The following is a 24,921-nucleotide window of genomic DNA, read 5'->3' as shown; positions in this document are numbered from 1 at the left end:
CGTCCACCCCGCTATTAGGCGCAGCCTTCCCTCTCAAGCGGAGCTCCTGCGCTGTCTCGGCTAGTGATGAAATTCGGCGGCACGTCCGTCGCCGACCTTGAGCGTATCCGGCGCGTCGGCCGCCTCGTGGCCGCCGAAGTCGCGGCCGGCCACAAGGTCGCGGTCGTGGTCTCGGCCATGGCCGGCAAGACCAATGAGCTGGTCGCCTGGACCGATGGCGCGGGCGCCGCGGCCCAGGGCCTGCCCTCGTCGGACGACGAGTACGACACCGTCGTCGCCTCGGGCGAGCAGGTGACCGCCGGCTTGCTGGCCATGACTCTGCGCAACATGGGCCTGCCGGCCAAGTCTTGGCTCGGCTGGCAGATTCCGATCATCGCCGATGACGCCCACGGCCGCGCCCGCATCGACGACATCCCGCCTGAGACGCTGAGCGCGGCGCTCGACGCCGGCGAGGTGGCGGTGATCGCCGGCTTCCAGGGCGTGACCCGCGACGGCCGCATCGCCACCCTCGGCCGCGGGGGGTCTGACACCAGCGCCGTGGCCATCGCCGCGGCGGTGAAGGCCCTGCGCTGCGACATCTATACCGACGTCGACGGCGTCTACACCACCGACCCGCGCATCGAGAGCAAGGCCAGGAAGCTCAACAAGATCTCCTACGAGGAGATGCTGGAGATGGCGTCGCTGGGCGCCAAGGTCCTGCAGACCCGCTCCGTCGAACTCGCCATGGCTCAGAACGTGCCGGTGCGGGTGTTGTCCAGTTTTGTCGAGCCCGGCGAAGCGCCCGGCCAAGGCACCATCGTGTGCGACGAGGAAGAGATCATGGAAAAGCGCATCGTGAGCGGCGTCGCCTACAGCCGTGACGAGGCCAAGATCAGCCTGTTCGGCCTGCCCGACCATCCGGGCGTGTCGTCCGAGATCTTCGGCGCGCTGGCCGACGCCAACGTCAATGTGGACATGATCGTCCAGAGCCACGCGCGCACCGCAGACACCGCGAACATGGAGTTCACCGTCGGCAAGCGCGACGCCCAGCGCGCGGTCGAGATCGTCCGCGCCGCCCAGCCGAAGATCGGCTTCGATGACGTGCAGGTGAACGAGGACGTCGCCAAGGTGTCGGTCATCGGCGTCGGCATGCGCAGCCACACCGGCGTAGCCAAGACCATGTTCCAGGCCCTGGCCGAGAAGGGTGTGAACATTCAGGTCATCTCGACCAGCGAGATCAAGATCAGCGTCCTGATCGACGCGGCCTATACCGAACTGGCCGTGCGCGCCCTGCACGCCGGCTTCGGCCTCGACCAGCTCTAGATCCTGAGCAGCACGCGACCCTGCTTTCCGCGGGTCGCGAACCGATCGAAGGCGGCGTCCGCGTCCGAAAGGTCGTAGACGCTGTCGATCACCGGCCGCAGCGTCCCCGCGCACCACGCCGCGATCAGACGCTTCAGCCGCGCCGGATCAGCGCGCAGCAGCATCAGCCACCCCGCCCGTTTCGGTGAGAGCATCGCGCGGAGGAACCCGCCGAGGTCCGCCGTCGGATTGGTGCTGACATAGGTTCCGCCGCGGGCCATGTACCGCGCCGCCTCGCCGAACGACGACCTGGCGGGCGTGTCGAGCACCAGGTTGAAGGCGTCGCCCTGCTGATAGGCCGCCGCCTCGTAAGTCCGCACCTCCGCCGCTCCCTGGCGCCGGGCGAAGTCCGCGTTCGCCGCTGAGCAGACGGCCGTGACCTGCGCGCCCCGGCTGGCCGCCAACTGCACGCCATAGGCTCCGACCCCGCCGGCCGCGCCGATCACCAGCGCCTTCTGGCCCGCCTTCAGGGGTGCGATCGCCTCCAGCACTTCGATCGCGGTCAGGCCCATGACCACCAGAGCCGCGGCGTCCTCGTCGAGCAGCTCGTCCGGGATCGGCGCAAGGTCGCGCTCGTCGATGGCGGCGAACTGCGCATGAGTGCGCGGCCCGTCCAGCACCGGCGAGTAGCCGATCACCCTCTGGCCGGCGCGGATACGGGCTCCGTCGCTACGCGCCACGCCGGCGAACTCGAAGCCGGTCAGCACCGGCCCTGTCTTGCGAAATTGCCGGACTTGCCGCGCCCAGCCTCCGGCTCGGACCTGGACGTCCATTTCGTTGACGGCGGAGACCTTCATCTCGACCAGCACCTGGCCCGGTCCGGGCCTCGGCGCCGGCGCCTCGACGATCCGGCAGGCGCCGGCCGCCACGTCCACCGCCAGGGCGCGCATGGTCATGACAGGGTCTCCATCCGCACGCCGAACCCGGTCAGCCGCTCCATCGCGCGGCGGGGATCGAGCGTGCCTTCCGGGAACCTCGGCCCCGGCGGCGGCGGAGCTGCGCCGTCCAGGCCCAGCAGCCGCTCGGCGCCGAGCAGCACGCCCAGCGCGGTCAGGTGCGCCTGCCCCTTCGGATCGCTGACCAGCACGCGCCGCTCGGCCGCCGTTCCATCGGAAAGGACGCCCGCGATCTCGACATACATGTCGTGCGACGCCGCCCCGCCGGCCGCCGTTCCCAGCGACCGTCCGGTCCCGAGATCGAAGCGCACGTCGCGCGCGCCGGTCGTCGCCGCCAGGGCCGGGGTGTCCATCACTCCCATCGGCACGGCGTCGAACGGCTCCAGCCCCGCGCCCCGCGACACCCGCCGGCCGCTGACCGCGGCGTCGAGGCTGGTCCAGGTTCCGGCCTCGCGCACCAGCGCCCGGCCGATAAAGCCGCCCGCATCGCTCGCCGTCATCGGCCCGATCGGGTCGGCATAGTCGTAGAACGCCGCCATATGCACCCGTTCGACGCTTGCGAAGGCCTCCGCGGCCGCCTGCGCCGCCAGGGTCAGCACGCCCGCCTGCCAGTGCCCCAGCATCAGCACCGGCGCCTTGGCCAGGGCCGCGGCCGCGATCACGGTCGAGCCCATGGTGTCGGTCGTCCGCGTGATCCCGATATGGGCGGCGCCCGCCTTCAGCGCTGCGGCCAGCAGGTTGTCGCCGGGGTCCTGCAGGGCGGCGATCACCAGGTCGACCGACCCGATTTGCGCCAGGCCCGGCCCCGGATCGTCAACCTCCAGCCGCACGGTCCGGGCGCCCAGTTCGGCGGCCAGGGCCGCGCCCGCCTCCGGCTTGCGCCCGCCCAGCACCAGTTCCAGGTCGTGGCCCGCCGCCCGCAGATGCCGCGCGACCCAGCCGCCGACCAGCCCGTACCCGCCCGCGATCAACACCCTCACAGCGTCACCGCCATGCGATATTCGGCCGGGAAGCGGTGGTCACGGGTCAGCTCGGGCGAGCGCAGCTCGGCGCGGATCCGCAGGCCCATGGCCTGGTAGAAGGCCACCGCAGGATTGTCCGCCAGCACGTCGAGCTGCAGCTCGCGATATCCGGCCGCCTTCGCCCGGCCGATCGCCGCCTTCAGCAGGTCGCGCCCCACGCCCTTGCCCCGATGCTGCGGCGGCGTGGACAGTGCGTGCAGGTAATAGACGTCATCAGGCACATGGGCGTTGAGGTAGCTCGCCTTCTCCGCCCGTTCGGCCAGGCCCGCGAACGCCTCGTAGGCGATCTCGCCGCGCGCGATCATCCCCGGCGCCAGCGCCGCCAGATTGTTCTTGAAGACGTAGAAGTTCGGTCCCGCGAAGCCGAGCTCAATTCCCAGCAACTCGTCGCCGTCCATCGCAGCGGTCGTGCAGGCCGCGCAGAACAGGGTCTCGGACGTGCGCCAGGAAACGGCGACAACCGCCTCCAGCAGGTCCGGTCCGCCGAACTGATAGTCGTAGCTGACCGGCCCGGTCGCGCGGATGAGGCCGGCGATCTGCGGCGCAAGCCGTTCCATCAGATCGCCGGCGTCCGCCGCCGCCAGCTCAAGGGTCTTGGCGCTCATCCCTACCTCCGCTAGGTTCTTATTACGAATCGTAAGTTACGAAACGTAAGTTATCTGTCAAGCGGGAGAAGGCGCCCTGTCCGCCAAGCGCATGTCCAAGGACCAGCGGCGCGCCCAGTTGCTGGAAACCGCCGCCGTCATCGTCCGGGCCGAGGGCACCGACGCCCTGACCCTGGCGCGACTGGCCGAACAGGCCGGTGTCACCAAGCCCATCGCCTACGAGCATTTCGGCACGCGCGCGGGGTTGCTGATCGCCCTCTATCGCTATTTCGACGAGCGCCAGGCGCAGGCCACGCAGGCGGCCTTGGCCAGCGACGCACGCACCCTGGACGACGCCGTCGCCATCCTGGCCGCCGCCTATGTCGACTGCGTGCTGCAGGCCGGCCCTGAGTTCGGCGCCATCGCCGCGGCGCTGTCGGCCAGCGAGGAGATGGAGGATTTCCGCCAGACCCTGCGCGACGGCTATGTCGACCTCTACCAGAAAGCCCTGTCGCGCTATGCCGACCTGCCGGGCAAGGCCGGGCGCGCGGTGCTGCACGGCCTGATCGGGGCGGCCGACACGCTCGGCGCGGCCGCGGCCGCCGGGCGGATAAGCCGCGCGGAAGCGGTCGCCGCGCTGTCGCGCATCATGCTTGGGGCGCTGTCGCTTTCCCGGTGAGGCGGAAGGCGCCCATCGCGCCCAGCACCGCCACCGGCAGCACCGAGGCGAACACCCAGAGCCCCGCCGCCCCGGCGGTATCGTCCGTCAGGCCTCCGGAGAAGCCGACCAGGTTCGCCACCGCGCCGGCCGCTGCGGCCCCGACCGCCGAGCCGGTCAGGCGCACCGTGGTCATGGCCGCCGCCCCGATCGCCCGCTCCTCGCCCTCGGGCAGGGAGGCGAGGATGCGCTGGCTCATGAACGCCCACGACAAGCCGAAGCCGCCGCCGAGGAACAGGCCGGCCACGATCACCCCGATCACCGAATGGGCGGGAAAGGCGAAGATTGAGAACAGCACGCCCAGAGCCGCGACGATCGATCCCAGACGGATCATCCTGACGGGCCAGGCCCCGCTCAGGTGCGCGACCAGCAGGCCCATGGCGGTCCAGGCCGCGGCCTCGCCGGCGACCACATAGCCGGCCTCCAGCGCCGTCAGGCCGTTCAGCTTCTGCAGGATCGCCGGGCCGTAGATCGAAAAGCCCATGGACGCGACGGTCATCAGAAACATCGCCGCAAAACCGGCGCCTGGAATGCTGGACAGGCTCCCGGCGCCGCGCGGCAGCAGCCGCACCCTCGTGCGTCCGTCCAGCCAAACCATCGCCCCCAGCAGCGCCACGCCCAGCGCGATCAACAGGCCCGAGCGCGTAAAGTCCCCGGCCAAATCGGCCAGACCGATGGCCGCCACGCCGGCGGCGATCAGGCCGAGCTGCGCCCACGCCACCTTCGCACCGGCGTCGCCCTGTTCGCCGCGGGGCAGCATCACATAGGCCGCCCAGGCCACCGCGAAGCCCTGGATCGCGAACAGCCAGAACACCCAGCGCCAGGCGTTCAGATCGGCGAAAATCCCGCCGATCATCGGTCCCAGCAGGCTCGCAACGCCCCAGATCGCCGTCACCGTCGCATAGACCCGCGGCAACAGTCGGTCGGGGAACATCAGGCCGATCGCGACCGAACAGAAGCCGACCACCCAGCCGCCGCCCAGTCCCTGCAGCACGCGCCCGATCAGGAAGCTCCAGATATCCGGTCCCGCCGCGCTCAGCGCGCAGCCCACGGCGTAGAGGATCGCCGCCGCGGCCGTCGCGCGCCGCAGCCCGAACCGCAGGGCCAGCAGGCCCGAGCTCGCCCCCGCCATCACCGACCCCAGCAGGAAGCCCGCCGTCGCCCAGCCGAAATAGGCGTAGCCTCCCAGGTCCGCGCCGACGCTGGGCATGATTGTCGCGGTGACCATCGAGTCGGCTGCGCTGATCCAGACGCCCAGGCAGATGAGCACGAAGCGCGGCAGCCGCCCCTCGCCGATCACGTCGGCCCAGCTCCCGTCGGCGCGCATTTTGACAATCTCCAACTTTGCATATTCGGCCTAGACCCGACGCCACGATTTTGCAATCATTCAGTTGTCAAATGCGCTCGACCTCCGAACAGATCCTGCTGCTGCTCAAGAGCAAGGGCCCGGCCTCGACCCGTTCCCTGGCCGAACAACTCGGCGTGTCGCGCCAGGGCGCTTTGCAGCAGCTTGAAAAGCTCGAGACGGAAGGGCTGGTGCAGTACGACCTGGAGCGCCAGGGCGTCGGCCGCCCCAGCCGCTCGTGGTCGATCAGCGCCAAGGGTCAGGACCGCTTCCCCAACACCCACGCCCAGCTCACCGTCGAACTGCTGGACGCCGTGCGCGCCGAGTTCGGCGAGGCCGGGCTTGAACGGCTGGTCCAGCGGCGCGAAGCGGCGACGCAGGCCGGCTATCGCCAAGCCATCGCCGAAACCGCCGACATCGCGGCGCGGCTCGACCGCTTGACCCGCCTGCGCGCGGCCGAGGGCTATATGGCCGAGTGGCGGCCGATCGAGGACGGCTATCTGCTGATCGAGAACCACTGCCCGATCTGCGCCGCCGCCGCGGCCTGCCAAGGCTTCTGCCGCTCGGAACTGGCGATGTTCCGCGCCCTGCTGGCCCCCGCCAGCGTCGAGCGCACCGAGCATGTCCTGGCGGGGGCGCGGCGCTGCGCCTATCTGGTCAGGCCATGGACATCATCGTCTTCGAGCACCTGACCGCCGAACAGCGCGCGCAATGCGCCGAGATCCTTCGAGAGGCCTTCGCCGCCGTCGAGGCCTACAGCGAACCGGGCGAGGCCGAGGCCGAGATTGAAAGCTTCTTCGTCGATCCCGACCGCTTCGCCATGGCCGCCGTCGAGAAGGGACGGGTGCTGGGTCTGGTCGGAGGGATCATCGCCTACACCCACGCAGTCGAGTTGCATCCGCTGGCGGTGGAGGCCGGCCATCGCGGGCGCGGGATCGGCGCGGCGCTGACCCGCGCGCTGGAGGAACGCGCCGCCGCGATGGGACGACTGACGGTCTATCTGGGAACCGACGACGAGGTCGGCGGGACCAGCCTCTTCGGCGCCGACATTTTCCCCGGCGCCCTGGCCAAGCTGGCGGCCATCGCGCCGACCACCGGCCATCCGTTCTTCTTCTATCGCAAGCTCGGTTACGAGCCGGTCGGGCTTATCCCCGACGCCAACGGGTTCGGCAAGCCGGACCTCTTGATGGCCAAGCGCGTGAAGGCGCCTTAGCCGGGCATCGGCAGCTGGAACTGCGGCGACCAGTGCATGGCCGTCCCGGCCACGACGTACCAGGTGACGAACAGCGCGCTGATCAGCGCGCCCGGCAGGTGGCTGCCTGTCCGCCGGTAGGTGAAGACCGCGACCACTGCGACGATGGCCATCAGCGGCACGAACTGGATGGCGATGATGGTGTTGAGCGCCTCGTCCGGCAGGGCCAGTCGGCCGGTCGTAAACAGCGCGCCGTACTGCACCGCCAGCAGCAGCACGAAGCCCGAGGCCAGCGCGGCGATCGCTACCGCATACTGGCGTCCCCGCCGCTGGCCGGCCAGGGCCAGCTGGCCGTGCAGGCTGCGCAGGGCGACGACGAAGAAGACCGTCCAGAACGGCAGATAGGCTAAGGCGACGACGGCGTGGGCCATGTCCAGCGGTCGCAGACCCACCACCCAAAAGCGGAAGTCGACGTGCAGCAAGCGGTCGACGACATGCACGGCGCCGACTGCGACGGCCAAGGTCAGCAGCGCGGCCGCCGCTGACCGCGGCCAGTCCGCTCGCAACGTATTCGGCGTCTTCAGCCACAGTCCCGCCAGCAGGGTGATCACCGCCCCGGCCATCGCCCAGACCACGAGCTGGTTGCCGATCCATTGCGGAAAGAGCGGCATTGGAAAGAACAGCATCCCCAGCTTCATCACCGGGAAGTAGGTGGCGGCCGGAACCAGCACCGTCAGCGCCAGGGCCGCCCACCAGCGCCCGCGGCGGGCCGACTGCTCGGGCTCGGCCGGCCGCGCCAGCCGCCGCAGCCAGCGCACGCCTAGCAGCAGCTCGAAGGTCGCCAGCATCAGGACCACCAGCCCGGTCAGCGCGATCAGCGTCCCGGCCTCCTTCCAGATCCAGATCTGGTCGCTCGGCGCCAGCGGCCGCGCCTCGCCGTCCAACACGGTCTGGAACCAGCCCACCGCCGGGGCGACGCCGCCGGCCGAGAAATGCTCCCACGGATGGGTGATCGGCGGGGTGTAAAGGACCTTGGCGCCGCCCGCGCCGATGTCGCCGTAGACGCGGCCGGGCTCAACCGGACCCGAGAGGCCGAACAGCGCCTGCATCGCCGCCGAGCGCGGGGCGTCGAACCCGCGCGGAACCTGCCACATCAACGGCGCGAACTCGTCATAGCCGCCGAAGACGATGGCCAGGTTGCGCAGATCGGCCTTGGCTTTCGATCCGAACACCGCCCCGATGGCGGGGGTCGAGCCCTCCAGCACCGCCGCCTTGTATCCGGTCGGATCGGAAGCCGCGGCCCCGACCACCGGCCCGCCGCCCAGGCTGTGGCCCTCCAGGCCGATATTGGTCTTGTCGACCTGCGGCAAGCTCTTGAGATAGCGCAGCGCCGCCGGACCGCCGAAGTCGTTCGCGCCGACGATGGCGTCCGACCCGCCATGCCCCGGCTGGTCCATCGCGACCACCACGAAGCCGCGCCGCGCCAGCTCGATGGCGAAGGCCGACTGCATTTCGCGGGTGTTGATGTAGCCGTGCGCCAGCAGCACGCCAGGCGCCGGCCGCGCGGGGCTCGCGCTCGGCGGCGTATAGACCAGGGCCGAGATCGTCGTGCCCCGGTCGCCCGCGATCCGCACGTCCTGCACCAGCGTCCCGCCGGCCGTCTGCACCAGATGCGCCAGCAGCGCGCCGATGAAGATCACCGCCCAACCGCCGACGAACGCCAGCCACCCCTTGCCCATCGCCGCCTCCCCAGACGAACCGCGTTCTGCGGGCGACTATGCTGTGGCGCCGGGCTGCGCGCCAGGGTCGCACGGCTGCGCTTAATGCGCGCAGCTTGACCTCACAAAGTCGCGCGGAGGGCTTTTCGTCTCCGTTCCGACGTTCAAAGCTGCTAGAGGGCGGTTGAGACAGGGAGAGAAGCCGTTTGATGGCCATGCCGGGCGTCGCCGTTCGCGGACAACGCAGCCTGCTGCGGCAGATACGCGAAGCGCTCGCCTCGGGCGGGCCGGCTCAGTCTCGCCTGGACATAGTGGTGCGCATCATCGCCGGGTCGATGGTCGCGGAGGTCTGCTCGCTCTACATGCGCCGCGCGAGCGGCGACATGGAGCTGTTCGCGACCGAGGGCCTCGATCCCGGCGCCGTGCACGTCACCCGCATGAAGCCGGGCGAGGGCCTGGTCGGCGAGATCATGCGCCTGGGCCGCCCGCTCAACCTGTCGGACGCTCCCAACCACCCAGCCTTCTCCTATCGCCCGGAAACCGGCGAAGACCCGTTCCACGCCTTCCTCGGCGTGCCGCTGCTGCGTGGCGGGCGCGCCATCGGCGTGCTGGTGGTCCAGAACCGCACCGAGCGCATCTATACCGACGACGAGGTCGAGGACCTCCAGATCGTCGCCATGGTGCTGGCCGAGATGGTCGCCGGCGGCGAGCTGGAAGGCGAGCTGAAGGGCGTCGAGATCGCCCCGCACCGGCCCGAACGGCTGATCGGCTCGCGCTTCGCCGACGGCCTGGCCCTGGGCGTGGCGGTCCTGCACGAACCGCCGGTCGCCCCCAGCCAGCTGCTGGCCGAGGACGTCGCCGCCGAGGAGGCCAAGCTGAAAGCCGCCGTCGCCGGCCTCCAGGCCCAGATCGACGACATGCTCAGCGGCGAGCACGGCTTGGTCGACGCCTCGTTCGAGGTGCTCGAGACCTACAAGATGTTCGCCCACGACCGCGGCTGGAACCGCAGCCTGGAGGACGCGGTTCGCAACGGCCTGACCGCGGAGGCCGCGGTCGAGCGCGTGCGCTCCGAGCATCGCGCGCGCCTCGGCCAGGCGCGCGATCCCTATCTGCGCGAGCGGCTGCACGACTTCGAGGATTTGGCCGACCGGCTGCTGCGCCACCTGTCCGGCGACGGCCACGCGGCGCGCGACCTGCCCGAGAACGCGATCCTGATCGCGCGGAACCTCGGCCCGGCCGACCTGCTCGAGTACGACCGCACCAAGCTGGCGGGCCTGCTGTTGGAGGAAGGCTCATCGGCCAGCCACGCGGCCATCGTCGCCCGCGCGCTCGATATCCCTTGCGTCGGGCGGCTGCCCGGCCTGCGTGACAAGATCTCCGAGGGCGACCCGGTCATCGTCGACGCCGAGACCGGCGAGGCCTATCTGCGCCCGCGCGCCGACGTCGTGAAGGCGCTCCAGGCCCGCCTGGAGGTCCGCAAGCAACGCCGCGCCGAGTTCGCCAAGCTGCGCGACACCCCGGCCTTCACCCGCGACGGGGCCAAGGTCACGCTGCTGATGAACGCCGGCCTCGACGTCGACCTCGACATTCTTGAGGAGACCGGCGCCGAGGGCATCGGCCTCTTCCGCACCGAATTCCAGTTCATGGTCGCCGAGGAGATGCCACGCTTCAACGCCCAGACGGCGCTCTACGGCCGGGTGATGGACGCGGCCGGCGACAGGCCGGTGACGTTCCGCACCCTCGATCTCGGCGGCGACAAGGTGCTGCCCTATCTGGAAGCCGAGCGCGAGGAGAACCCCGCCCTAGGCTGGCGCGCCATCCGCATGGGGCTGGACCGCCCCGCCCTGTTGCGATTGCAGCTCCGCGCCCTGATCGCCGCCGCCCGCGGTCGTCCCTTGCGGATCATGTTCCCCCTGGTGGCCAGCGTCGATGAGTTCCGCGCCGCCCGCGCCCTGGTCGACCACGAGGTCGCCTGGGCTCAGCGCCGCGGCCGCCCCGCCCCCTCGCGCCTCGATGTCGGCGCGATGATCGAGGCGCCGGCCGTGGTCTGGCACCTGGACGCCCTGTTGCCGATGACCGACTTCGTCAGCGTCGGCACCAATGACCTGATGCAGTACCTGTTCGCGGCAGACCGCGGGAACCCGCGGGTGTCGGACCGTTACGACTTCCTGTCGCCCCCGGCCCTGCGCGCCCTGGAGACCATTCAGAAGGCCTGCGAGGAGACCGGCACCCCGGTCTCGGTGTGCGGCGAAATGGCCGGGCGCCCGCTGGAGGCCTTCGCCCTGGTCGCCCTCGGCTTCGACCGCCTGTCCATGCCGCCGGCCGGCATCGGGCCGGTCAAGCAGATGGTGCTGTCCTGCGATCGCGAGGCCGCGCGCCGCGGCGTCCTCAGCCTGATCCGCGGCTCGGCCGGCTCGATCCGCAACGAGATCGAAACTCTCGCCCGCAAATTGTATCTGGCCATCTAGACTTCGTGCGGCGCGCGCAAGCGGTTCTTCATGACCGCGTCCGACTAGCGCATTGAATTTCAACGGCTCGAATGATATTCACAATAGAATATTAAGACCTTCACAGTAACGATGGCCGGGCGTGGTTTCGCCTTTAGATCGCAGCACCAGCAAGAGGCGCCAAGTAGCCATGCCGCTCGATACTGGCGGGGTTACCAACCTGAATTTGCGCGCCGATGGTCGCCGGCAAACGAACCGCCGCGAGACGCTGATTCCCACCATTGACGCGGGCCCCGATATTGGCGCGGCCCTGAAGGCGGCTCGCGAGTTCCGCGGCCAGGACCTGCAAGAACTCGCCGACTCCACTCGAATTCGCCGCAGCTATCTTGCCGCCATCGAGGAGATGCGGCTGGAAGAACTGCCCTCGCGGCCCTTCACCATCGGCTACATCCGCGCTTACGCCATCGCGCTGGGCTTCGACGGCGACGCGGCCGTCGAGCGGTTCCGCCGCGAAGAGCCGGCGCCGGACACCGCTCTGCGCGCGCCGGTCGGCGTCCAGGACGGCAAGGACCCGCGCCTGACCCTGATCGTCGGCGGCGGCATGCTGATCCTAGGCGCCATCATTCTATGGAACGTGGCGCAGCGCGCCATGACCCAGGACGCGCCGCCGCCGCATACCGCTCCGCCGGCCGCGGTCGCAAAGGCCAAGCTCGGCGCGGCCAAGGGGCCGGTTTCGCTGGGCGCGCCGCTCCCGGCGCCGGTCGAGTCGACCACGCCCGATCTCTACGAGACGCCCGGCCTCGCCGCGGCCACCGCCGCAGGCGGCCAGGCCGACGCCGTCTCGGCGGCCAAGAAGGCCGCGGCCGCCAATCCCCAGGCCCAGCCCCAGCAGCCGCAACAGCCGCTGCCGCCGACCTTCGCGCCCAAGGGCGCGGTCTACGGCGCTCAGCCGCAAGACTCGGTGATCACGCTCCAGGCCCGCAAGGGCGCTTCGCTGATCGTGCGCGGCGACGGCGGGGCGGCCTATTTCGCCCGCCAACTCTCGCCGGGCGAGGCCTATCGCGTGCCCAACCGCGCCGGCCTTGGGCTCGAGGTCTCCGACCCGGCCGCGTTCCAGGTCTTCGTGGGCGGCCAGAGCAAGGGCCTGATGCCGGCTCCGACCATGCCGGCCGCCAAGCTGCTGGACTAGCTTCCGCCTCCGGTCTCGGCGAAGTTGCCTCCTTTCGAGTACAGGAGGTTCCCGGTATGGCGGCTGACGCCAATCCCCCCAGCAACGCGGCCCAGATGGCCTCGCCGTCCTATCGCCTGGCCGCGCTGGACGAGGACTTCCTGCTCGGCGATTCGATGCGCGGCGTGCGCTTCCTGCTGGAGTACGCCAAGGCCGAGGAAGCCCTGCGCGCCTGGGGCGTGCGCTCCACCATCGTCGTCTTCGGCAGCGCCCGTATCGGCGAAAAGGGGCCCGGTCGCCACGCGGGCTGGTACGCAGCGGCCCGCGAGTTCGGCAAGATCGCCTCCGAACGCGGCGGTGCGATTCTGCGCAACGGCGGCCCCCGCGACAACGTCATCGCCACCGGCGGCGGGCCGGGGATCATGGAAGCGGCCAACCGCGGGGCGAGCGAGGCTGGCGCGCCCACGGTCGGCTTCAACATCACCCTGCCCTTCGAGCAGGAGCCGAACGCCTATTCCACGCCCGACCTGACCTTCCGCTTTCACTACTTCGCCATGCGCAAGATGCATCTGGCGATGCGCGCCAACGCTCTGGTGGTCTTCCCGGGCGGCTTCGGCACGTTTGACGAACTGTTCGAACTGCTGACCCTGCGCCAGACCCAGAAGGCGCCGCCCATCCCGATCGTCCTCTTCGACGAGGCCTACTGGCGCGCAGCGATCAATTTCGACGTCCTGGTCGCCGAAGGCATGATCCACCCGTCCGATCTCGACATCTTCCGCTTCGCCGAATCCGCTGAAGGCGTGTGGAAATGCCTCCTGGACTGCGGCCTCAAGCCCGGCGAGGACATCACCTAGCGGCCTCGCGTTTTGCCTCGGGAAGCCCTATTTTCCACGTCCATGAGCGTTCAAGACCATACCCACGTCCGCCCCTGGCGCATGATCGACCGTCGCGCCTCGCGCAAGATCCGTGTCGGCAAGGTCGAGGTCGGGGGCGATGCGCCCATCACCGTCCAGTCGATGACCAACACCCTGACGGCGGACGCGGCGGCCACCCTCGGCCAGATCCGCCAGTTGGAGGAGGCGGGCGCGGACATCGTGCGGGTCTCCTGCCCGGACGAGGATTCGACCAGGGCGTTCAAGACCATCGCCCGCGAGGCCAAGGTCCCGCTCGTCGCGGACATCCACTTCCACTACAAGCGCGGTATCGAGGCGGCCCAAGCCGGCGCGGCCTGCCTGCGGATCAATCCGGGCAACATCGGCTCGCCCGCGCGGGTCAAGGAAGTCATCCAGGCCGCGCGCGACCACGGCTGCTCGATGCGCATCGGCGTCAACGCCGGCAGCCTGGAGCCGCACCTTCTGGAAAAGTACGGCGAGCCTTGTCCCGCGGCCATGGTCGAGAGCGCGCTCGACCACGCCCGCATCCTTCAGGACAACGACTTCCACGAGTTCAAGATCAGCGTGAAGGCCTCCGACGTCTTCATGACCGTGGCCGCCTATCAGCAGTTGGCCGAGGCGATCGACTGCCCGCTGCACGTCGGCATCACCGAGGCGGGCGCGACCCGCACCGGCACCGTCAAGTCGTCGATCGGCATGGGCTCGTTGCTCTGGGCCGGCATCGGGGACACCATCCGCGTCAGCCTGGCCGCCGATCCGGTCGAGGAGATCAAGGTCGGCTTCGACATTCTGAAGTCGCTGGGCCTGCGCCACCGCGGGGTGAACATCATCGCCTGCCCGTCCTGCGCGCGTCAGGGCTTCAACGTCATCCAGACCGTTGAGGCGCTGGAACAGCGCCTGGCCCACATCGCCACGCCCATGAGCCTGTCGATCATCGGCTGCGTCGTGAACGGTCCCGGCGAAGCGCTGATGACCGACGTCGGCTTCACCGGCGGCGGCAAGGGCGCAGGCATGGTTTATCTGGCCGGCAAGCCGGACCACAAGATGGACAACGACAGGATGGTCGACCACATCGTCGAGCTGGTCGAGGCCAAGGCCGCCGAACTCGCCAAGGCCCAGGAAACGCTCGAAGCGGCCGAATAAAGCAGGCCGCTTCACATCTTGTTGGCGAAAGCGCTGCTAACCTCTCCCGCGGGGGATCGAGGTGCGCCGTGACCACTATTGCCGACAGCATGACCGATAACCGCCGGGCGATCGTCCGTATCGTCGCCGCCGAGATGGTGCACAACGCGTCTTCCATGGCGCGCGTCCACAACAACGACGTCATCGAATACATCGTCTTCACCGCGATCTGGGTGCTCAATAGCCAGCACCTGATCGGCGATCCGCGTTTCGCCGAGCTGAAGAACATTCCGCCCAACGCCACGCGCAAGCCTGTCGCAGTCGCGGAGCTCAAGCGCACCATTCCGATGCCCGAGGAAATCCTGCTGTCCTATCTGGAGCGGCTGATTGAACAGGGCTGGGTCGAGAAGATCGCTGGCGGCCTCGTCGTGCCGACCGCCGTCTTCACCCAGCCTGCCATGCTCAACGGGACATCGGAGCTGTATGAACGGGTCGTCGCCATGGTCCAGGCCATGCGCGTCGCCGGCTTCTCGTTCGGAGACGACGGCGCATAGACGGTTGACCGGCGGCGCCAAGCTTAAGCATAGATTGCTGCAGTGCAGTAAGAATGGGTGAGCGCGATGAGTGCAGGCCGGCCCGACAAGGACAATCGCCGCGCGGTGCTGCGCGTCTCGGTCTTCGAGATCATCAAGATCCTCAAGGCCTTCTCGCGTCTCCACGGCGGCGACATGTTCGCCCTGATGATCTTCAGCGCCATCTGGAGCGCCAACGGCGAGCACCTGATCGGCGACGCCCGCTACACGGGGCTGAATGAGATCGGCCCCGACAGCACCAGCGTGCCGGTCCCGCTCGAGGCGCTGTACCGCACCATCGGCGCGCCGCCCCAGATCATCGACGCCTACGTCGCCTCCTTCATCGAGATGGGCATCGTCGAGCGGGTGGGCGGGGGCCTGCAGGCCCCCGGGGCGGTCTTCACCTCCCCCGAGATGATGGAGGCGGCCAACGAGTTCTATGATCGCATGCTTGGCCTGGCGGCGGCCTTGCGCTCGGTAGGCTTCTCGTTTGGCGCGCAACCGCTTTCAAAATGAACATTGTCAAAGATGACGCCAGCGTCACCTCTTGCGCTTACCCGTCAGCCTTGATTAGGTGCCCGACCTAAACCCCAGGGAGGGACACCATGTCCGCGGACGGCAACTGGAAGATCACCATTCAATCGCCCATGGGCGCCCAGGAGGTCGAAGCCTCCATCACCACCAGCGGCGACACCTTCACCGGCTCGACCAAGGGCCGCATGGGTGAGCAGACGATCGAAGGCAAGGTCGCCGGCGACACCCTGACCTGGTCGACCGCCATCACCCAGCCGATGCCGATGACGCTCGAGTTCACCGCCACCGTGGCCGGCGACTCGATGAGCGGCAACGTGAAGCTCGGCGCCTTCGGCAACGCCCCGCTCTCGGGCGTGCGCGTCTAAGACGTCGCCGCGAAAGCGGACGGAAAGGGCTCCTCCTGGCGAGGAGCCCTTTTTGCTGCGCGTTTGGCAAGAACGGCCGAGAGCGTTAGAGAAGCCTCCCTCTTCGACAAGGTGACCGGCAGCCGTGCGTCTTCCCCAGGCCAGATTGGATCAGGTCCTCGACCGCTTCCGCGAGATCGAGGCGCGCATGGGCGCGGCGACCGACGGCGCGGAGATCGTGCGCCTGTCCAAGGAGCACGCCGAGCTCAAGCCGGTGGCCGACGCGGTGACCGCCGTCGCCCGCGCCCGCGAGGAACTGCCCGAACTGGAGGAAATGGCCAAGGCCGGCGACGCCGAGATGGCGGCCCTGGCCCAGGACGAACTGGCCGCCCTCAACGAACGCCTGCCCGCGCTTGAGCGCGAGGTCGCCCTGCTGCTGGCGCCCAAGGACAAGGACGAGAACGCCTCGGCCATCCTCGAGGTGCGCGCCGGCACCGGCGGCGACGAGGCGGCGCTGTTCGCCGGCGACCTCTTCCGCATGTACCAGCGCTACGCCCAGAACCAGGGCTGGCGGGTCGAGATCGACAGCGTCTCCGAGGGCGAGGTCGGCGGCTACAAGGAAATCATCGCCTCGATCACCGGCGACGGGGTGTTCGGCCGGCTGAAATTCGAGAGCGGCGTGCACCGCGTCCAGCGCGTCCCCGAGACCGAGGCCGGCGGGCGCATCCACACCTCGGCCGCCACCGTCGCGGTGTTGCCCGAGGTCGAGGACGTCGAGATCGAGATCCGCGACCAGGACCTGCGCATCGACACCTACCGCTCATCAGGGGCCGGCGGCCAGCACGTCAACAAGACCGACTCGGCGGTGCGCATCACCCACCTGCCGACCGGCATCGTGGTCACCTCGTCCGAGAAGTCCCAGCACCAGAACCGCGCCCGCGCCATGAAGGTGCTCCAGGCGCGGCTCTACGACATGCAGCGCGAGGCGCTCGATACCGCCCGCGCCGACGCCCGCAAGAGTCAGGTCGGCTCGGGCGACCGCTCCGAGCGTATCCGCACCTACAACTTCCCGCAGGGACGGGTGACCGACCACCGGATCAATCTGACCCTCTACAACCTGGCCAAGGTGATCGAGGGCGAGGCCCTGGACGACGTGATCAACCCGCTGATCGCCGAGGACCAGGCCGCGCGCCTGGCCGCCCTGGAAGACGAGTACAACTAGCGCCGCAAGACCTGGCGCACGCGCTCAGCCTGGCGGCGGCCGTCCTCGACCGCCTTTTCCCTCAGTTTCGAGACGTCCAGATGGAAGGCCAGGCCGACGCTGTCGGCCATGGCCGCGCCGCGCTCGCCCATGGGCGCAGGGGCGCCGGTCGTCGAATCCAGGGCCGTCTGATGCTCGATCTCGGCGTTCAGCTCCGCGCCCAGCAGCACGACCATCACCGAGAACCAGATCCAGGTCATGAACGCCACGACGGCCCCCAGCGAGCCGTAGGTGACGTCGAAATGAGCGACGTTGTTGAGATACCAGGAAAAACCCAGCGAACCGCCCAGCCAGGCCGCCGAGGCTAGCACCGCGCCCAGCGACACCCACCGCCAGCGCGCCCGCGCCCGGCAGGGCGCATAGCGATAGAGCAGCGAGAAGGCTCCCGCCGCCATGCCCCAAAGGATCAGCCATCGCAGCGGGATCCAGACCGCACCGAGCGCGGCCAGGCCCAGCCGCTCGAACATCAGGGGCGCGGCCACCAGCAGCGCGGTCATGATCACCAGGAACAGCAGCGCTCCGAAGGTGAAGAAGTAGGTCAGGGCCGTGCGCCGCACGATGTGACGCTTCTCCTCCTCGTCATAGGCGATGTTCACCCCGTCGAAGAGCGCCTTCATCCCGGCGTTGGCCGACCAGATCGACAGGAGCAGGCTGACCAGGAACGCGACCGACAAGGTCGCCTGGGGGCGCGTCGCCAGCCGCACCATCTGGTCGCCCACGATGTCGACCACCTCGCGCGGGAACACGCTCGACATCTCGCGCAGTTGGGTCTCCACCGCCGCCAGGTCGGCGAAGATTCCGTATAGCGAGACGAACACGCCAATCGCCGGGAACAGCGCCAGCAGGGTGTAGAAGGTCACCCCGCCAGCCACGGCCGGCAGGCGGTCGCGGCCGATCTCCTGATAGGTGCGCCAGGCGATATCCTTCCAGCCCAGCAGCGGGATGTGATGCGGCGCGCGCGCCAGCCGCCCGCGTCCCGGTTCGGCCGTATCGAAGGCGTCCGGCGGCGCTTGAACCTCCACGCTCAGATTGCCCGGTGCGGGCTTGCGGCTGCGCCGCCAGAGCTCGGTCATGGCGATCAGGCCAACCCAGGGCGCGGCGCGCCAGGCCAGGGACGCAAGGCGCTTCGTCCTGCTCGCGTCGCGATCCTGCGCCATGTTTTCTCCGCCTTCAGCCGCCCGAGCGCCAGAAACACCCCCGCTTCCGGGACGTTCCAGCCAAGCCTTACCAATCGGTCATTGGACTTGTCTCGGGCGCCCGGTGCACACCCGCCGTGGATGGGAGCAGACCTCATGAGAACCTGGATCGCAATCGCCGCCGCATTCGGGCTGGCCCAGGCCGCCGCCGCCCAGGCCGCCGAACCGGCCGCCCGCTGCCATGTCGGCGTCTATCGTCTCGCTGACGGCTCGCTCGTCGATGTCGCGCCCACCAAGGACGCCATGCGCTGGCGGCTGATGGACGGGCGCAGCGGCGAACTGAAGCTCGACTCCACCGGCGGCTTCGCCAGCACCCTCGGCTGGACCGGCCGCCCTGACGGCGTGCAGGTGGCCTTTGGAACCTGCGAGGACGAGCGCATCACCTTCGCCGGCCAGGCCGGGCAGAAGCTGAAGTTCAAGGCGATCGACACCACCTTCATGGGCGACGGCGTGAAGCTCGCCGGCCGCCTGGTCCTGCCCGAGGGTGACGGCCCGGTCCCGATCTCGATCCTGGTCCACGGCTCGGAGGATTATTCGGGCCGCGACCGCTACTTCGAGCAGCGCGCCTGGCCGGCCCAGGGCGTCGGCGTCTTCGTCTACGACAAGCGCGGCACAGGCGCATCGGACGGCAAGTACACCCAGGACTTCCGCGTCCTGGCCCGCGACGCCGTCGCCGCGGTCAAGGAAGCCCGCCGCCTGGCCGGCGCCCGCGCCGGCCGCGTCGGCCTCGACGGCGGCAGCCAGGGCGGCTGGATCGCCCCGCTGGCCGCCAGCCAGACACCGGTCGACTACGTCATCGTCCGCTTCGGCATGGCCGAGAGCGCGCTGGCCGAAGACCGCAGCGAGGTGCTGCTCGGCCTGAAGGAGAAGGGCTACGGCGAGGACGTCCTCGCCAAGGCCCGCAAGCTGACCGACATCACCGGCAAGATCATGGCCACCCGCTTCGAACAGGGCTGGGACGAGCTGGACGCCTTGCGCCAAACCCACGGCCGGGAGCCGTGGTTCAAGGACGTCGAGGGCGAGTACAGCGGCGAGATCGTCCACCACACCCGCGCGGAGGCCATCGAGCTCGGCCGCAAGGCCGACGTCGGCACCTCCTGGGACTACGAGCCGCTGCCCGTCCTCCAGAAGCTGGACACGCCGATGCTCTGGATCCTGGCCGGATCGGACCGCGAGGCCCCAGTCGAAGAGACCCGCCGCCGCCTGCTCGCCCTGGCCCAGGCCGGCCGCCCGGTCACGGTGATCGAGTTCCCCAAGACCGACCACGGCATCCTGGAGTTCGAGACCGCCGCCGACGGCGAGCGCACCCCGACCCGCTACGCCGACGGCTACTTCCGGGCGGACGTCGACTATGCGAAGACGGGAACCCTGCCGGGGCGCTACGGAGCGGCGCTGAGGTTGGCCGAGGCGCCGGCCAGACCCTGACCGGCTGCGGAACGCGCCGGCGCTTCGATCGAGGGAACATGAGCGGCCACGTCGCGGCGATCTATCGCCACCCCGTCAAGGGATTCACCCCGGAACGGCTGTCCCATGCCGACCTGACCGCCGGCGGGCCGTTCCCCTGTGATCGCCTGTTTGCGGTCGAGAACGGCCCCTCCGGCTTCGATCCCGCCGCGCCCGCCTGGGTGACCAAACAGAAGTTCACCGTCCTCGCGGCGATCCCGCAGGTGGCCAAGGCGCGCACCGCCTATGACGAGGAAACCGGCGTGCTGAGCGCCGCCGCAGAGGGCCTGCCGCCGTTCTCGGGCCGCCTGGCCGAGCCGCAGGCCCGCGAGGCCTTCGAGGCCTGGCTGGCTGACCTGATCGGCGAGGAGGACGTGCGCGGCCCGCTCAAGGTCGTGGACGCCCCCGGCCACCGGTTCATGGACCATCCCAAGGGCGACGTCTCGATCATCAACATGGCCAGCCTCCGCGACCTGGAGACCCGGATCGGCCGCCCGGTCGATCCGCTGCGCTTCCGCGCGAACCTCTATGTCGAGGGCTGGCCGGCCTGGGTCGAGAACGACTGGGAGGGGCGCGACCTGATGGTCGGCTTCGCCAAGGCCAGGGTCTTCAAGCCGATCGTCCGCTGCGTGGCGACCCATGTCGATCCGACCACCGCCGAACGCGACATGGATGTGGTCAAGGCGCTGTTCGACAACTATGGCCACATGAACCTGGGCATATACGTCCACGTCACCGAATCCGGGCGCGTCACCGTGGGAGACGCCGCCACGGCCCCCACCCTGGAGCCCATCGCATGACCATGACCCTGCTTCAGGCCTGGCAGTCGGCCAAGACGCGGCTCGAAGCCGTCGGGCTGGTCGGGCCGGTCATCGACGCGCGCCTGCTGGTGGAAGCTGCGGCGGACGCCACCCGCGCCGACATCGTCACCGATCCGCACCGTCCCCTGACGCCTGAACAGGAAAGCCGCCTCTCCGACTATGTCTCGCGCCGCGAGCGCCGCGAGCCGGTCAGCCACATCCTTGGTCGGAAGGGCTTCTGGAAGGTCATGCTGGCGGTCAACGCCGACGTCCTCACCCCGCGCCCCGAGACCGAGGTCATCGTCGACTACGTGCTGAAGCAGTTCCCCGAACAGATGGCCTTCAACATCCTCGATCTGGGCGTCGGTTCGGGCGCCATCATCCTGTCGATCCTGGCCGAGCGGCCGGCCGCCAAGGGCCTGGCCACCGACATCTCGGACGAGGCCCTGGCGGTGGCGCGTGAGAACGCCGCCAATCTGGGCCTGGCCTCTCGCGTGGCCTTCGCGCGCGGCGACTGGACCGCGGGCCTCGCCGACGAGAGCTTCGACGTCATCGTCTCCAACCCGCCCTATATCGCCAGCGACGTCATCGAGACCCTGGATCCCGAGGTGAAGCACTTCGACCCCCGCCTGGCCCTGGACGGCGGCCCGGACGGCCTCGACGCCTACCGCGCCCTGGCCCCGGAGATCATGCGCGTGCTGAAGCCGGGCGGCCTCTTCGCCGTCGAGATCGGCTACGACCAAAAGGACGCAGTCGAGGCGCTGTTTAACGCTGCGGCAGCCAGCGACGTATGGACGATCAAGGACTTGTCCACTCACGACCGTGTCGTCGTGGGCGTGAAAAACCCCTTGGAAACCCGCAAGTGAATCGCTAAGTCTTTATCTCGTCTCCACCCAATTCGCCGGTGCTAGAGGTTTGGGCCGTCCTGAGAAACCGGGACGGAAAACCGCTCCGGCAGGCGCGCAGGCTTAGCGTGTCTCGCGCCTCAAGGTCAGGGCGGACGACGGAGAACACTTACGTCTTCAACACGGACTTTCGGGCGAACCGCCCGATCAAGGCGAGAGGATAGACCGCGCGCACCCCGGCGAAGACCGACGCGGCGGCGGACATAAAGAATGAGAGATTTCAAGGGTATGAAGCGCCAGCGCGGCCGCAATCGCGGTGGCGGCGGCGGCAAGCCGCAGCAGCAGAACGCGAACCGGGCCTTCGACTCCAACGGGCCCGACGGCGTGAAGGTGCGCGGCAACGCCCAGCACGTCTTCGAGAAGTACCAGCAGCTCGCCCGGGACGCGTCGTCGTCCGGCGACCGCGTGCTGGCCGAAAACTACCTGCAGCACGCCGAGCACTATTTCCGCGTCGTGCGCGCCATGCAGCCGACTAAGCCCGCCGCCGAGATTCTCGGCCGCGACAACTTCTCCGGCGGCCTCGACATCGACTTCGAGGACGAGAGCGGCGCGCAGGCTGCGGCCGAGGCTGAAGCCGCCGCTGCTGCGGCGGCCGCGGCCGAGAGCGAAGGCGGCGAGGCCGGCGAAGGTGAAGGCCAGCAGGCGCGCGGCGAGCGCTGGCGCGACCGCGACGACCGCCAGCGTGATGATCGTCAGCGGGATGACCGTCGTGACCGTGACGACCGCCCGCGCGGCGACCGTTTCGAAGGCCGTGGCCGCGACCGTTGGCGCGACCGCGATGATCGTCAGCGCGATGACCGTCCCCGCGACGAGCGCCAGCGCGACGACCGCCCCCGTGAGGACCGCCAGCGCGACGACCGGCCGCGCGGCGAGCGCGAAGACCGCCGCGACCGTGACGACCGCCCGCGCGGCGAGCGTTTCGAAGGCCGCCGCGACCGCGATGAGCGCCCTGAACGTGGCGAGCGCCAGGAACGCGGCGAGCGCGATCCGCTGGCCGTCGTTGAGCCGCAGGCCGCCCCGCTGGTGTCGAAGGAAGACCGCCCGTCTCCCGTCCTGCGCGACGAGGACGGCGGCGAGAGCCACGCCCCGGCCTTCCTGAAGGCCCCGCGCGCGCCGCGTACGCCCAAGGCTCCGGCTGAGACGGCCGCGGTCGAAGGCGACGACAAGCCCAAGCCCCGCCGTCGCCGCGCCCCGCGCAGCTTCGAAGGCGGCGACGCCAACTCGAACGAAACTGAAGACGCCTGAGTTAATCTCCCTCCCCCTTGTGGGGAGGGTGGATCGCCGCGGAAGCGGCGAGACGGGTGGGGCCTTATGCATATCTGCAGTCCCCACCCAGTCCGCGTCGCGGTCTGTCCCTCCCCACACGGGGGAGGGAGCTCCTACCTAGAACCGATACCCCGCCCCGATGCGGAAGCTGCGCCCCGGCAGCGGCGCGTACTCCTTGAGGAACGAGGCGTGCTCGCGCGCCTCGACGTCGTTGATGTTCCGCGCCTCGACGAACACCTTCAGGTTCTTGTCGTGGAAGGGCGTGGCGGTGACCGAGGCGTTCAGCATCCGGTAGCTGTCGGTCGGCAGCTCGTACTCCGCCACCCGCTTCTGAGCCCCCACCTGGCGCAGCTCCAGCTTGCCGGTCCACCAGCCGCCCTCGAACACCGCCCGGCCGGTCAGCGACCACGGCGGGATGCGCGGCGGCACGCCCAGGTCGGTCTCGCCGCGGACGTAATCGGCCGCGCCCTCCAGGGTGAAGCTGCGATCCCCGTCCTGCCAGAGCTTGTAGGCGGCCTCCGCCTCGGCTCCGTAGAACTTCGCGTCGGTCTGGACGAAGTGATAGATGCGGAAGCCGGAGTCTTCGTCCACGTCGCCGGTGGCGCGCAGGTCGATGAAGCCGTCGTACTTCACCGCGAAGGCGTGCAGGTCCATCGACCACGGCCCGCCTGAATAGTGGAGGGTCGCGTCCAGCGAGTACGAGATCTCCTCGTCGAGGGCGGCGTCGCCGACCTCGAACTGCTGGGTCGCCGGGTGCGCCCCTTCCGAGAACAGCTCCTCCTCGGTCGGCGCGCGGCTGGTGCGCGAACCGCTGACGCCCATGAACCAGCCTTCGGCCGGGCGCAGGAACGCCCCGATCGAGGCTGAGACATTGGTGAAGTCGCGCTTGGCGATCTCGCTGTCCAGGGTGCGCTTGTCGACCCGCAGGCCGCCCTCGATCCCCCACGTATCCTTATCCAGCCGCTGCAGGGTGAAGATCCCCTGCTCGGTGATCTTGGTCTTGGGGATCAGCGCTTCTTCACCGATGGCGTCGAAGTTGCGCTGCAGAGCCTGGAAGCCGATCGCCCCCTGCCAGCCGTTACGGTCGGGCTGCACCAGTTCCAGGCGCCCTTCCCAGCCGTCGGACAGGAACTTGGTGCCGGCCTCCGCGCCCTCGTATTCGGTGTGGGTGTAATCGGCCCAACCGCCCGAGAAGCGGACCTTGTCGAACGGCCCCAGGTCCATGTTCAGCTCGCCCTGGGCGTCGACCCGCGTCTGCTCCAGGCCGATGGTCACGTCCTCCTCGGCGGCGATGCCGTAGGTGGTGTCGGTCTTCTTGATCGAGAGGCCCGCATACCCCTGCGAGCCGACGTAGGAGACGCCGCCGCCGTAGTTGGTCAGCTCGACGGCGCTGTTGACCACCTTGGTCTTCTCGCGCAGCGGGATCGGCAGGCCCTCCTGCTCGGCCAGCCGGCGCGACGTCTGCTCGACCGGGACCTCGTAGTCCTCGCTCTGGCGGCGCAGGCCGTCCAGGCTGAACACCCAGTCGCCGACCCCGTACTTGAAGGCGGCCGAGGCCATGTGCCCACGGTCGCCGCTGGAGCCCGACGCGAGCATCCGGCCGTGGAAGCCGTCCTCGATCTTATTGGGGATGCGGTCGTCGATGACATTGACGATGCCGCCGATGGCCGACCCGCCATAGGCCAGGGCCGAGGGCCCGCGCAGCACCTCGATGCGCTCGGCCTCCTGCGGGTCGGTCGCCACCTGATGGTCGGGCGAGAGGGCCGAGGCGTCGATCATGCCGACGCCGTTGGTCAGCACCAGCACCCGCGGGCCGGCCAGGCCCCGGATCACCGGCCGGCTCGCGCCTGGACCGAAGAAGGTCGAGCGCACGCCCGGCAGGCCCGACAGCACGTCCCCCAACCCCGCCGCCGGCGCAGTATCCAGGTCGTCCCGGTTGACCACGTCGACGCTGGTCGTGGTGGAGTCCATCGACACCACATAGGGCGCGCCTGTGACCACCACCTCCGACACTTCCTTGGGCGCGTCGTTGGCCAGGGCGGGGCCTGCCGCCAGCGCAAGGAGACTGGCTGCGGCAAGCAGTTGCGGCTTGATCATCGGGGCGCCTCGCGCACTGGCGGTCGCCCTTGAAGACTCGGGCGGCCGTTACGAAAT

General features: G+C 69.5%; 23 protein-coding genes. 16 read left to right on the top strand and 7 right to left on the bottom strand.

What is annotated here, in order from left to right; all coding sequences use genetic code 11:
• The first annotated feature begins 51 nt into the window (after positions 1 to 51).
• Complete coding sequence (locus tag ACE3T2_RS00435; RefSeq protein ID WP_374654041.1) at positions 52 to 1,302, top strand: aspartate kinase; 1,251 nt, start codon at positions 52 to 54, stop codon at positions 1,300 to 1,302.
• On the opposite strand, the gene ACE3T2_RS00430 is transcribed toward ACE3T2_RS00435, so the two are convergent.
• The 3 genes from ACE3T2_RS00430 to ACE3T2_RS00420 are packed head-to-tail and all read right to left on the bottom strand — an operon-like array spanning position 1,299 to position 3,864.
• Positions 1,299 to 2,237, bottom strand: coding sequence for an NAD(P)-dependent alcohol dehydrogenase (locus ACE3T2_RS00430; protein ID WP_374653540.1), 939 nt, complete (start codon positions 2,235 to 2,237; stop codon positions 1,299 to 1,301). The genes ACE3T2_RS00435 and ACE3T2_RS00430 overlap by 4 nt on opposite strands.
• Positions 2,234 to 3,217 carry a hypothetical protein gene (locus tag ACE3T2_RS00425; RefSeq protein ID WP_374653538.1) on the bottom strand — a complete coding sequence of 328 codons (984 nt, stop codon included), beginning with the start codon at positions 3,215 to 3,217 and terminating at the stop codon, positions 2,234 to 2,236. Before ACE3T2_RS00425 ends, ACE3T2_RS00430 begins: the two co-directional genes overlap by 4 nt.
• A complete protein-coding gene (locus ACE3T2_RS00420; RefSeq protein WP_374653536.1) occupies positions 3,214 to 3,864 on the bottom strand; it encodes a GNAT family N-acetyltransferase in 651 nt (216 codons plus the stop codon). The genes ACE3T2_RS00425 and ACE3T2_RS00420 overlap by 4 nt, the downstream gene beginning before the upstream one ends.
• Before the next feature lie 91 nt (positions 3,865 to 3,955).
• Between ACE3T2_RS00420 and ACE3T2_RS00415 the strand changes: the two genes are divergently transcribed.
• On the top strand, positions 3,956 to 4,522 hold the full coding sequence (locus ACE3T2_RS00415; protein ID WP_374653534.1) for a TetR/AcrR family transcriptional regulator: 567 nt from the start codon (positions 3,956 to 3,958) through the stop codon (positions 4,520 to 4,522).
• On the opposite strand, the gene ACE3T2_RS00410 is transcribed toward ACE3T2_RS00415, so the two are convergent.
• Positions 4,491 to 5,888 carry an MFS transporter gene (locus tag ACE3T2_RS00410; protein ID WP_374653532.1) on the bottom strand — a complete coding sequence of 466 codons (1,398 nt, stop codon included), beginning with the start codon at positions 5,886 to 5,888 and terminating at the stop codon, positions 4,491 to 4,493. The two genes, ACE3T2_RS00415 and ACE3T2_RS00410, sit on opposite strands and share 32 nt — an antisense overlap.
• A gap of 71 nt (positions 5,889 to 5,959) precedes the next feature.
• On the opposite strand from ACE3T2_RS00410, the gene ACE3T2_RS00405 reads away from it, so the two are divergent.
• Both ACE3T2_RS00405 and ACE3T2_RS00400 read left to right on the top strand, forming a co-directional pair.
• Entirely contained in the window at positions 5,960 to 6,598 is a 639-nt protein-coding gene (locus ACE3T2_RS00405; protein WP_374653530.1) for a helix-turn-helix transcriptional regulator, read from the top strand.
• On the top strand, positions 6,571 to 7,119 hold the full coding sequence (locus ACE3T2_RS00400) for an N-acetyltransferase family protein (protein ID WP_374653528.1): 549 nt from the start codon (positions 6,571 to 6,573) through the stop codon (positions 7,117 to 7,119). The genes ACE3T2_RS00405 and ACE3T2_RS00400 overlap by 28 nt, the downstream gene beginning before the upstream one ends.
• Here the strand turns inward: ACE3T2_RS00400 and ACE3T2_RS00395 are convergent.
• Positions 7,116 to 8,837, bottom strand: coding sequence for an alpha/beta hydrolase (locus tag ACE3T2_RS00395; RefSeq protein ID WP_374653526.1), 1,722 nt, complete (start codon positions 8,835 to 8,837; stop codon positions 7,116 to 7,118). The genes ACE3T2_RS00400 and ACE3T2_RS00395 overlap by 4 nt on opposite strands.
• 188 nt (positions 8,838 to 9,025) lie before the next feature.
• On the opposite strand from ACE3T2_RS00395, the gene ptsP reads away from it, so the two are divergent.
• The 8 genes from ptsP to prfA all read left to right on the top strand — a co-directional run bounded on the left by ptsP (position 9,026) and on the right by prfA (position 17,118).
• Positions 9,026 to 11,284 carry a phosphoenolpyruvate--protein phosphotransferase gene (gene ptsP, locus ACE3T2_RS00390; protein ID WP_374653524.1) on the top strand — a complete coding sequence of 753 codons (2,259 nt, stop codon included), beginning with the start codon at positions 9,026 to 9,028 and terminating at the stop codon, positions 11,282 to 11,284.
• Positions 11,285 to 11,453: 169 nt separating this feature from the next.
• Positions 11,454 to 12,452, top strand: a complete 999-nt coding sequence (locus tag ACE3T2_RS00385; protein ID WP_374653522.1) for a helix-turn-helix domain-containing protein — start codon at positions 11,454 to 11,456, stop codon at positions 12,450 to 12,452.
• A 56-nt stretch (positions 12,453 to 12,508) separates the two neighbouring features.
• Positions 12,509 to 13,285, top strand: a complete 777-nt coding sequence (locus tag ACE3T2_RS00380) for an LOG family protein (protein WP_374653520.1) — start codon at positions 12,509 to 12,511, stop codon at positions 13,283 to 13,285.
• Positions 13,286 to 13,327: 42 nt separating this feature from the next.
• Complete coding sequence (ispG, locus tag ACE3T2_RS00375) at positions 13,328 to 14,467, top strand: flavodoxin-dependent (E)-4-hydroxy-3-methylbut-2-enyl-diphosphate synthase (protein ID WP_374653518.1); 1,140 nt, start codon at positions 13,328 to 13,330, stop codon at positions 14,465 to 14,467.
• Between the two features lie 68 nt (positions 14,468 to 14,535).
• Positions 14,536 to 15,000 carry a hypothetical protein gene (locus ACE3T2_RS00370; protein WP_374653516.1) on the top strand — a complete coding sequence of 155 codons (465 nt, stop codon included), beginning with the start codon at positions 14,536 to 14,538 and terminating at the stop codon, positions 14,998 to 15,000.
• Positions 15,001 to 15,057: 57 nt separating this feature from the next.
• On the top strand, positions 15,058 to 15,534 hold the full coding sequence (locus tag ACE3T2_RS00365) for a hypothetical protein (RefSeq protein WP_374653514.1): 477 nt from the start codon (positions 15,058 to 15,060) through the stop codon (positions 15,532 to 15,534).
• Positions 15,535 to 15,623: 89 nt separating this feature from the next.
• On the top strand, positions 15,624 to 15,917 hold the full coding sequence (locus tag ACE3T2_RS00360) for a hypothetical protein (protein ID WP_374653512.1): 294 nt from the start codon (positions 15,624 to 15,626) through the stop codon (positions 15,915 to 15,917).
• A 124-nt stretch (positions 15,918 to 16,041) separates the two neighbouring features.
• The gene (prfA, locus tag ACE3T2_RS00355) at positions 16,042 to 17,118 is read left to right on the top strand and encodes a peptide chain release factor 1 (RefSeq protein WP_374653510.1); all 1,077 of its coding nucleotides are present in this window, start codon (positions 16,042 to 16,044) and stop codon (positions 17,116 to 17,118) included.
• On the opposite strand, the gene ACE3T2_RS00350 is transcribed toward prfA, so the two are convergent.
• Positions 17,115 to 18,314, bottom strand: a complete 1,200-nt coding sequence (locus ACE3T2_RS00350; RefSeq protein WP_374653508.1) for a YihY/virulence factor BrkB family protein — start codon at positions 18,312 to 18,314, stop codon at positions 17,115 to 17,117. The two genes, prfA and ACE3T2_RS00350, sit on opposite strands and share 4 nt — an antisense overlap.
• Positions 18,315 to 18,449: 135 nt before the next feature.
• Here ACE3T2_RS00350 and ACE3T2_RS00345 point away from each other — a divergent pair, with 135 nt between their 5' ends.
• The 4 genes from ACE3T2_RS00345 (at position 18,450) to ACE3T2_RS00330 (ending at position 22,746) form a co-directional block, all read left to right on the top strand.
• Positions 18,450 to 19,778, top strand: coding sequence for an alpha/beta hydrolase family protein (locus ACE3T2_RS00345; protein WP_374653506.1), 1,329 nt, complete (start codon positions 18,450 to 18,452; stop codon positions 19,776 to 19,778).
• Between the two features lie 38 nt (positions 19,779 to 19,816).
• Positions 19,817 to 20,596 carry an MOSC domain-containing protein gene (locus ACE3T2_RS00340; RefSeq protein WP_374653504.1) on the top strand — a complete coding sequence of 260 codons (780 nt, stop codon included), beginning with the start codon at positions 19,817 to 19,819 and terminating at the stop codon, positions 20,594 to 20,596.
• Positions 20,593 to 21,462 carry a peptide chain release factor N(5)-glutamine methyltransferase gene (gene prmC, locus ACE3T2_RS00335; protein ID WP_374653502.1) on the top strand — a complete coding sequence of 290 codons (870 nt, stop codon included), beginning with the start codon at positions 20,593 to 20,595 and terminating at the stop codon, positions 21,460 to 21,462. Before ACE3T2_RS00340 ends, prmC begins: the two co-directional genes overlap by 4 nt.
• Before the next feature lie 249 nt (positions 21,463 to 21,711).
• Positions 21,712 to 22,746, top strand: coding sequence for a DUF4167 domain-containing protein (locus ACE3T2_RS00330; protein ID WP_374653500.1), 1,035 nt, complete (start codon positions 21,712 to 21,714; stop codon positions 22,744 to 22,746).
• 138 nt (positions 22,747 to 22,884) lie between these two features.
• Here the strand turns inward: ACE3T2_RS00330 and ACE3T2_RS00325 are convergent, their stop codons facing one another.
• A complete protein-coding gene (locus tag ACE3T2_RS00325) occupies positions 22,885 to 24,864 on the bottom strand; it encodes a TonB-dependent receptor (protein WP_374653498.1) in 1,980 nt (659 codons plus the stop codon).
• Between the last annotated feature and the right edge of the window lie 57 nt (positions 24,865 to 24,921).

The sequence above is a fragment of the Phenylobacterium sp. genome, from assembly GCF_041919955.1.
GTDB lineage: Bacteria > Pseudomonadota > Alphaproteobacteria > Caulobacterales > Caulobacteraceae > Phenylobacterium.
This window is presented reverse-complemented; position numbering and strand designations above follow the sequence as displayed.

Bases quoted from the DNA above. Each gene is read 5' to 3' on its own strand.
- ACE3T2_RS00430 (WP_374653540.1), bottom strand. From the start codon at position 2,237: ATGACCATGCGCGCCCTGGCGGTGGACGTGGCGGCCGGCGCCTGCCGG.
- ACE3T2_RS00420 (WP_374653536.1), bottom strand. From the start codon at position 3,864: ATGAGCGCCAAGACCCTTGAGCTGGCGGCGGCGGACGCCGGCGATCTG.
- ACE3T2_RS00415 (WP_374653534.1), top strand. From the start codon at position 3,956: ATGTCCAAGGACCAGCGGCGCGCCCAGTTGCTGGAAACCGCCGCCGTC.
- ACE3T2_RS00410 (WP_374653532.1), bottom strand. From the start codon at position 5,888: ATGCGCGCCGACGGGAGCTGGGCCGACGTGATCGGCGAGGGGCGGCTG.
- ACE3T2_RS00405 (WP_374653530.1), top strand. From the start codon at position 5,960: ATGCGCTCGACCTCCGAACAGATCCTGCTGCTGCTCAAGAGCAAGGGC.
- ACE3T2_RS00400 (WP_374653528.1), top strand. From the start codon at position 6,571: ATGGACATCATCGTCTTCGAGCACCTGACCGCCGAACAGCGCGCGCAA.
- ACE3T2_RS00395 (WP_374653526.1), bottom strand. From the start codon at position 8,837: ATGGGCAAGGGGTGGCTGGCGTTCGTCGGCGGTTGGGCGGTGATCTTC.
- ptsP (WP_374653524.1), top strand. From the start codon at position 9,026: ATGGCCATGCCGGGCGTCGCCGTTCGCGGACAACGCAGCCTGCTGCGG.
- ACE3T2_RS00385 (WP_374653522.1), top strand. From the start codon at position 11,454: ATGCCGCTCGATACTGGCGGGGTTACCAACCTGAATTTGCGCGCCGAT.
- ACE3T2_RS00380 (WP_374653520.1), top strand. From the start codon at position 12,509: ATGGCGGCTGACGCCAATCCCCCCAGCAACGCGGCCCAGATGGCCTCG.
- ispG (WP_374653518.1), top strand. From the start codon at position 13,328: ATGAGCGTTCAAGACCATACCCACGTCCGCCCCTGGCGCATGATCGAC.
- ACE3T2_RS00360 (WP_374653512.1), top strand. From the start codon at position 15,624: ATGTCCGCGGACGGCAACTGGAAGATCACCATTCAATCGCCCATGGGC.
- ACE3T2_RS00350 (WP_374653508.1), bottom strand. From the start codon at position 18,314: ATGGCGCAGGATCGCGACGCGAGCAGGACGAAGCGCCTTGCGTCCCTG.
- ACE3T2_RS00345 (WP_374653506.1), top strand. From the start codon at position 18,450: ATGAGAACCTGGATCGCAATCGCCGCCGCATTCGGGCTGGCCCAGGCC.
- ACE3T2_RS00340 (WP_374653504.1), top strand. From the start codon at position 19,817: ATGAGCGGCCACGTCGCGGCGATCTATCGCCACCCCGTCAAGGGATTC.
- prmC (WP_374653502.1), top strand. From the start codon at position 20,593: ATGACCATGACCCTGCTTCAGGCCTGGCAGTCGGCCAAGACGCGGCTC.
- ACE3T2_RS00330 (WP_374653500.1), top strand. From the start codon at position 21,712: ATGAGAGATTTCAAGGGTATGAAGCGCCAGCGCGGCCGCAATCGCGGT.
- ACE3T2_RS00325 (WP_374653498.1), bottom strand. From the start codon at position 24,864: ATGATCAAGCCGCAACTGCTTGCCGCAGCCAGTCTCCTTGCGCTGGCG.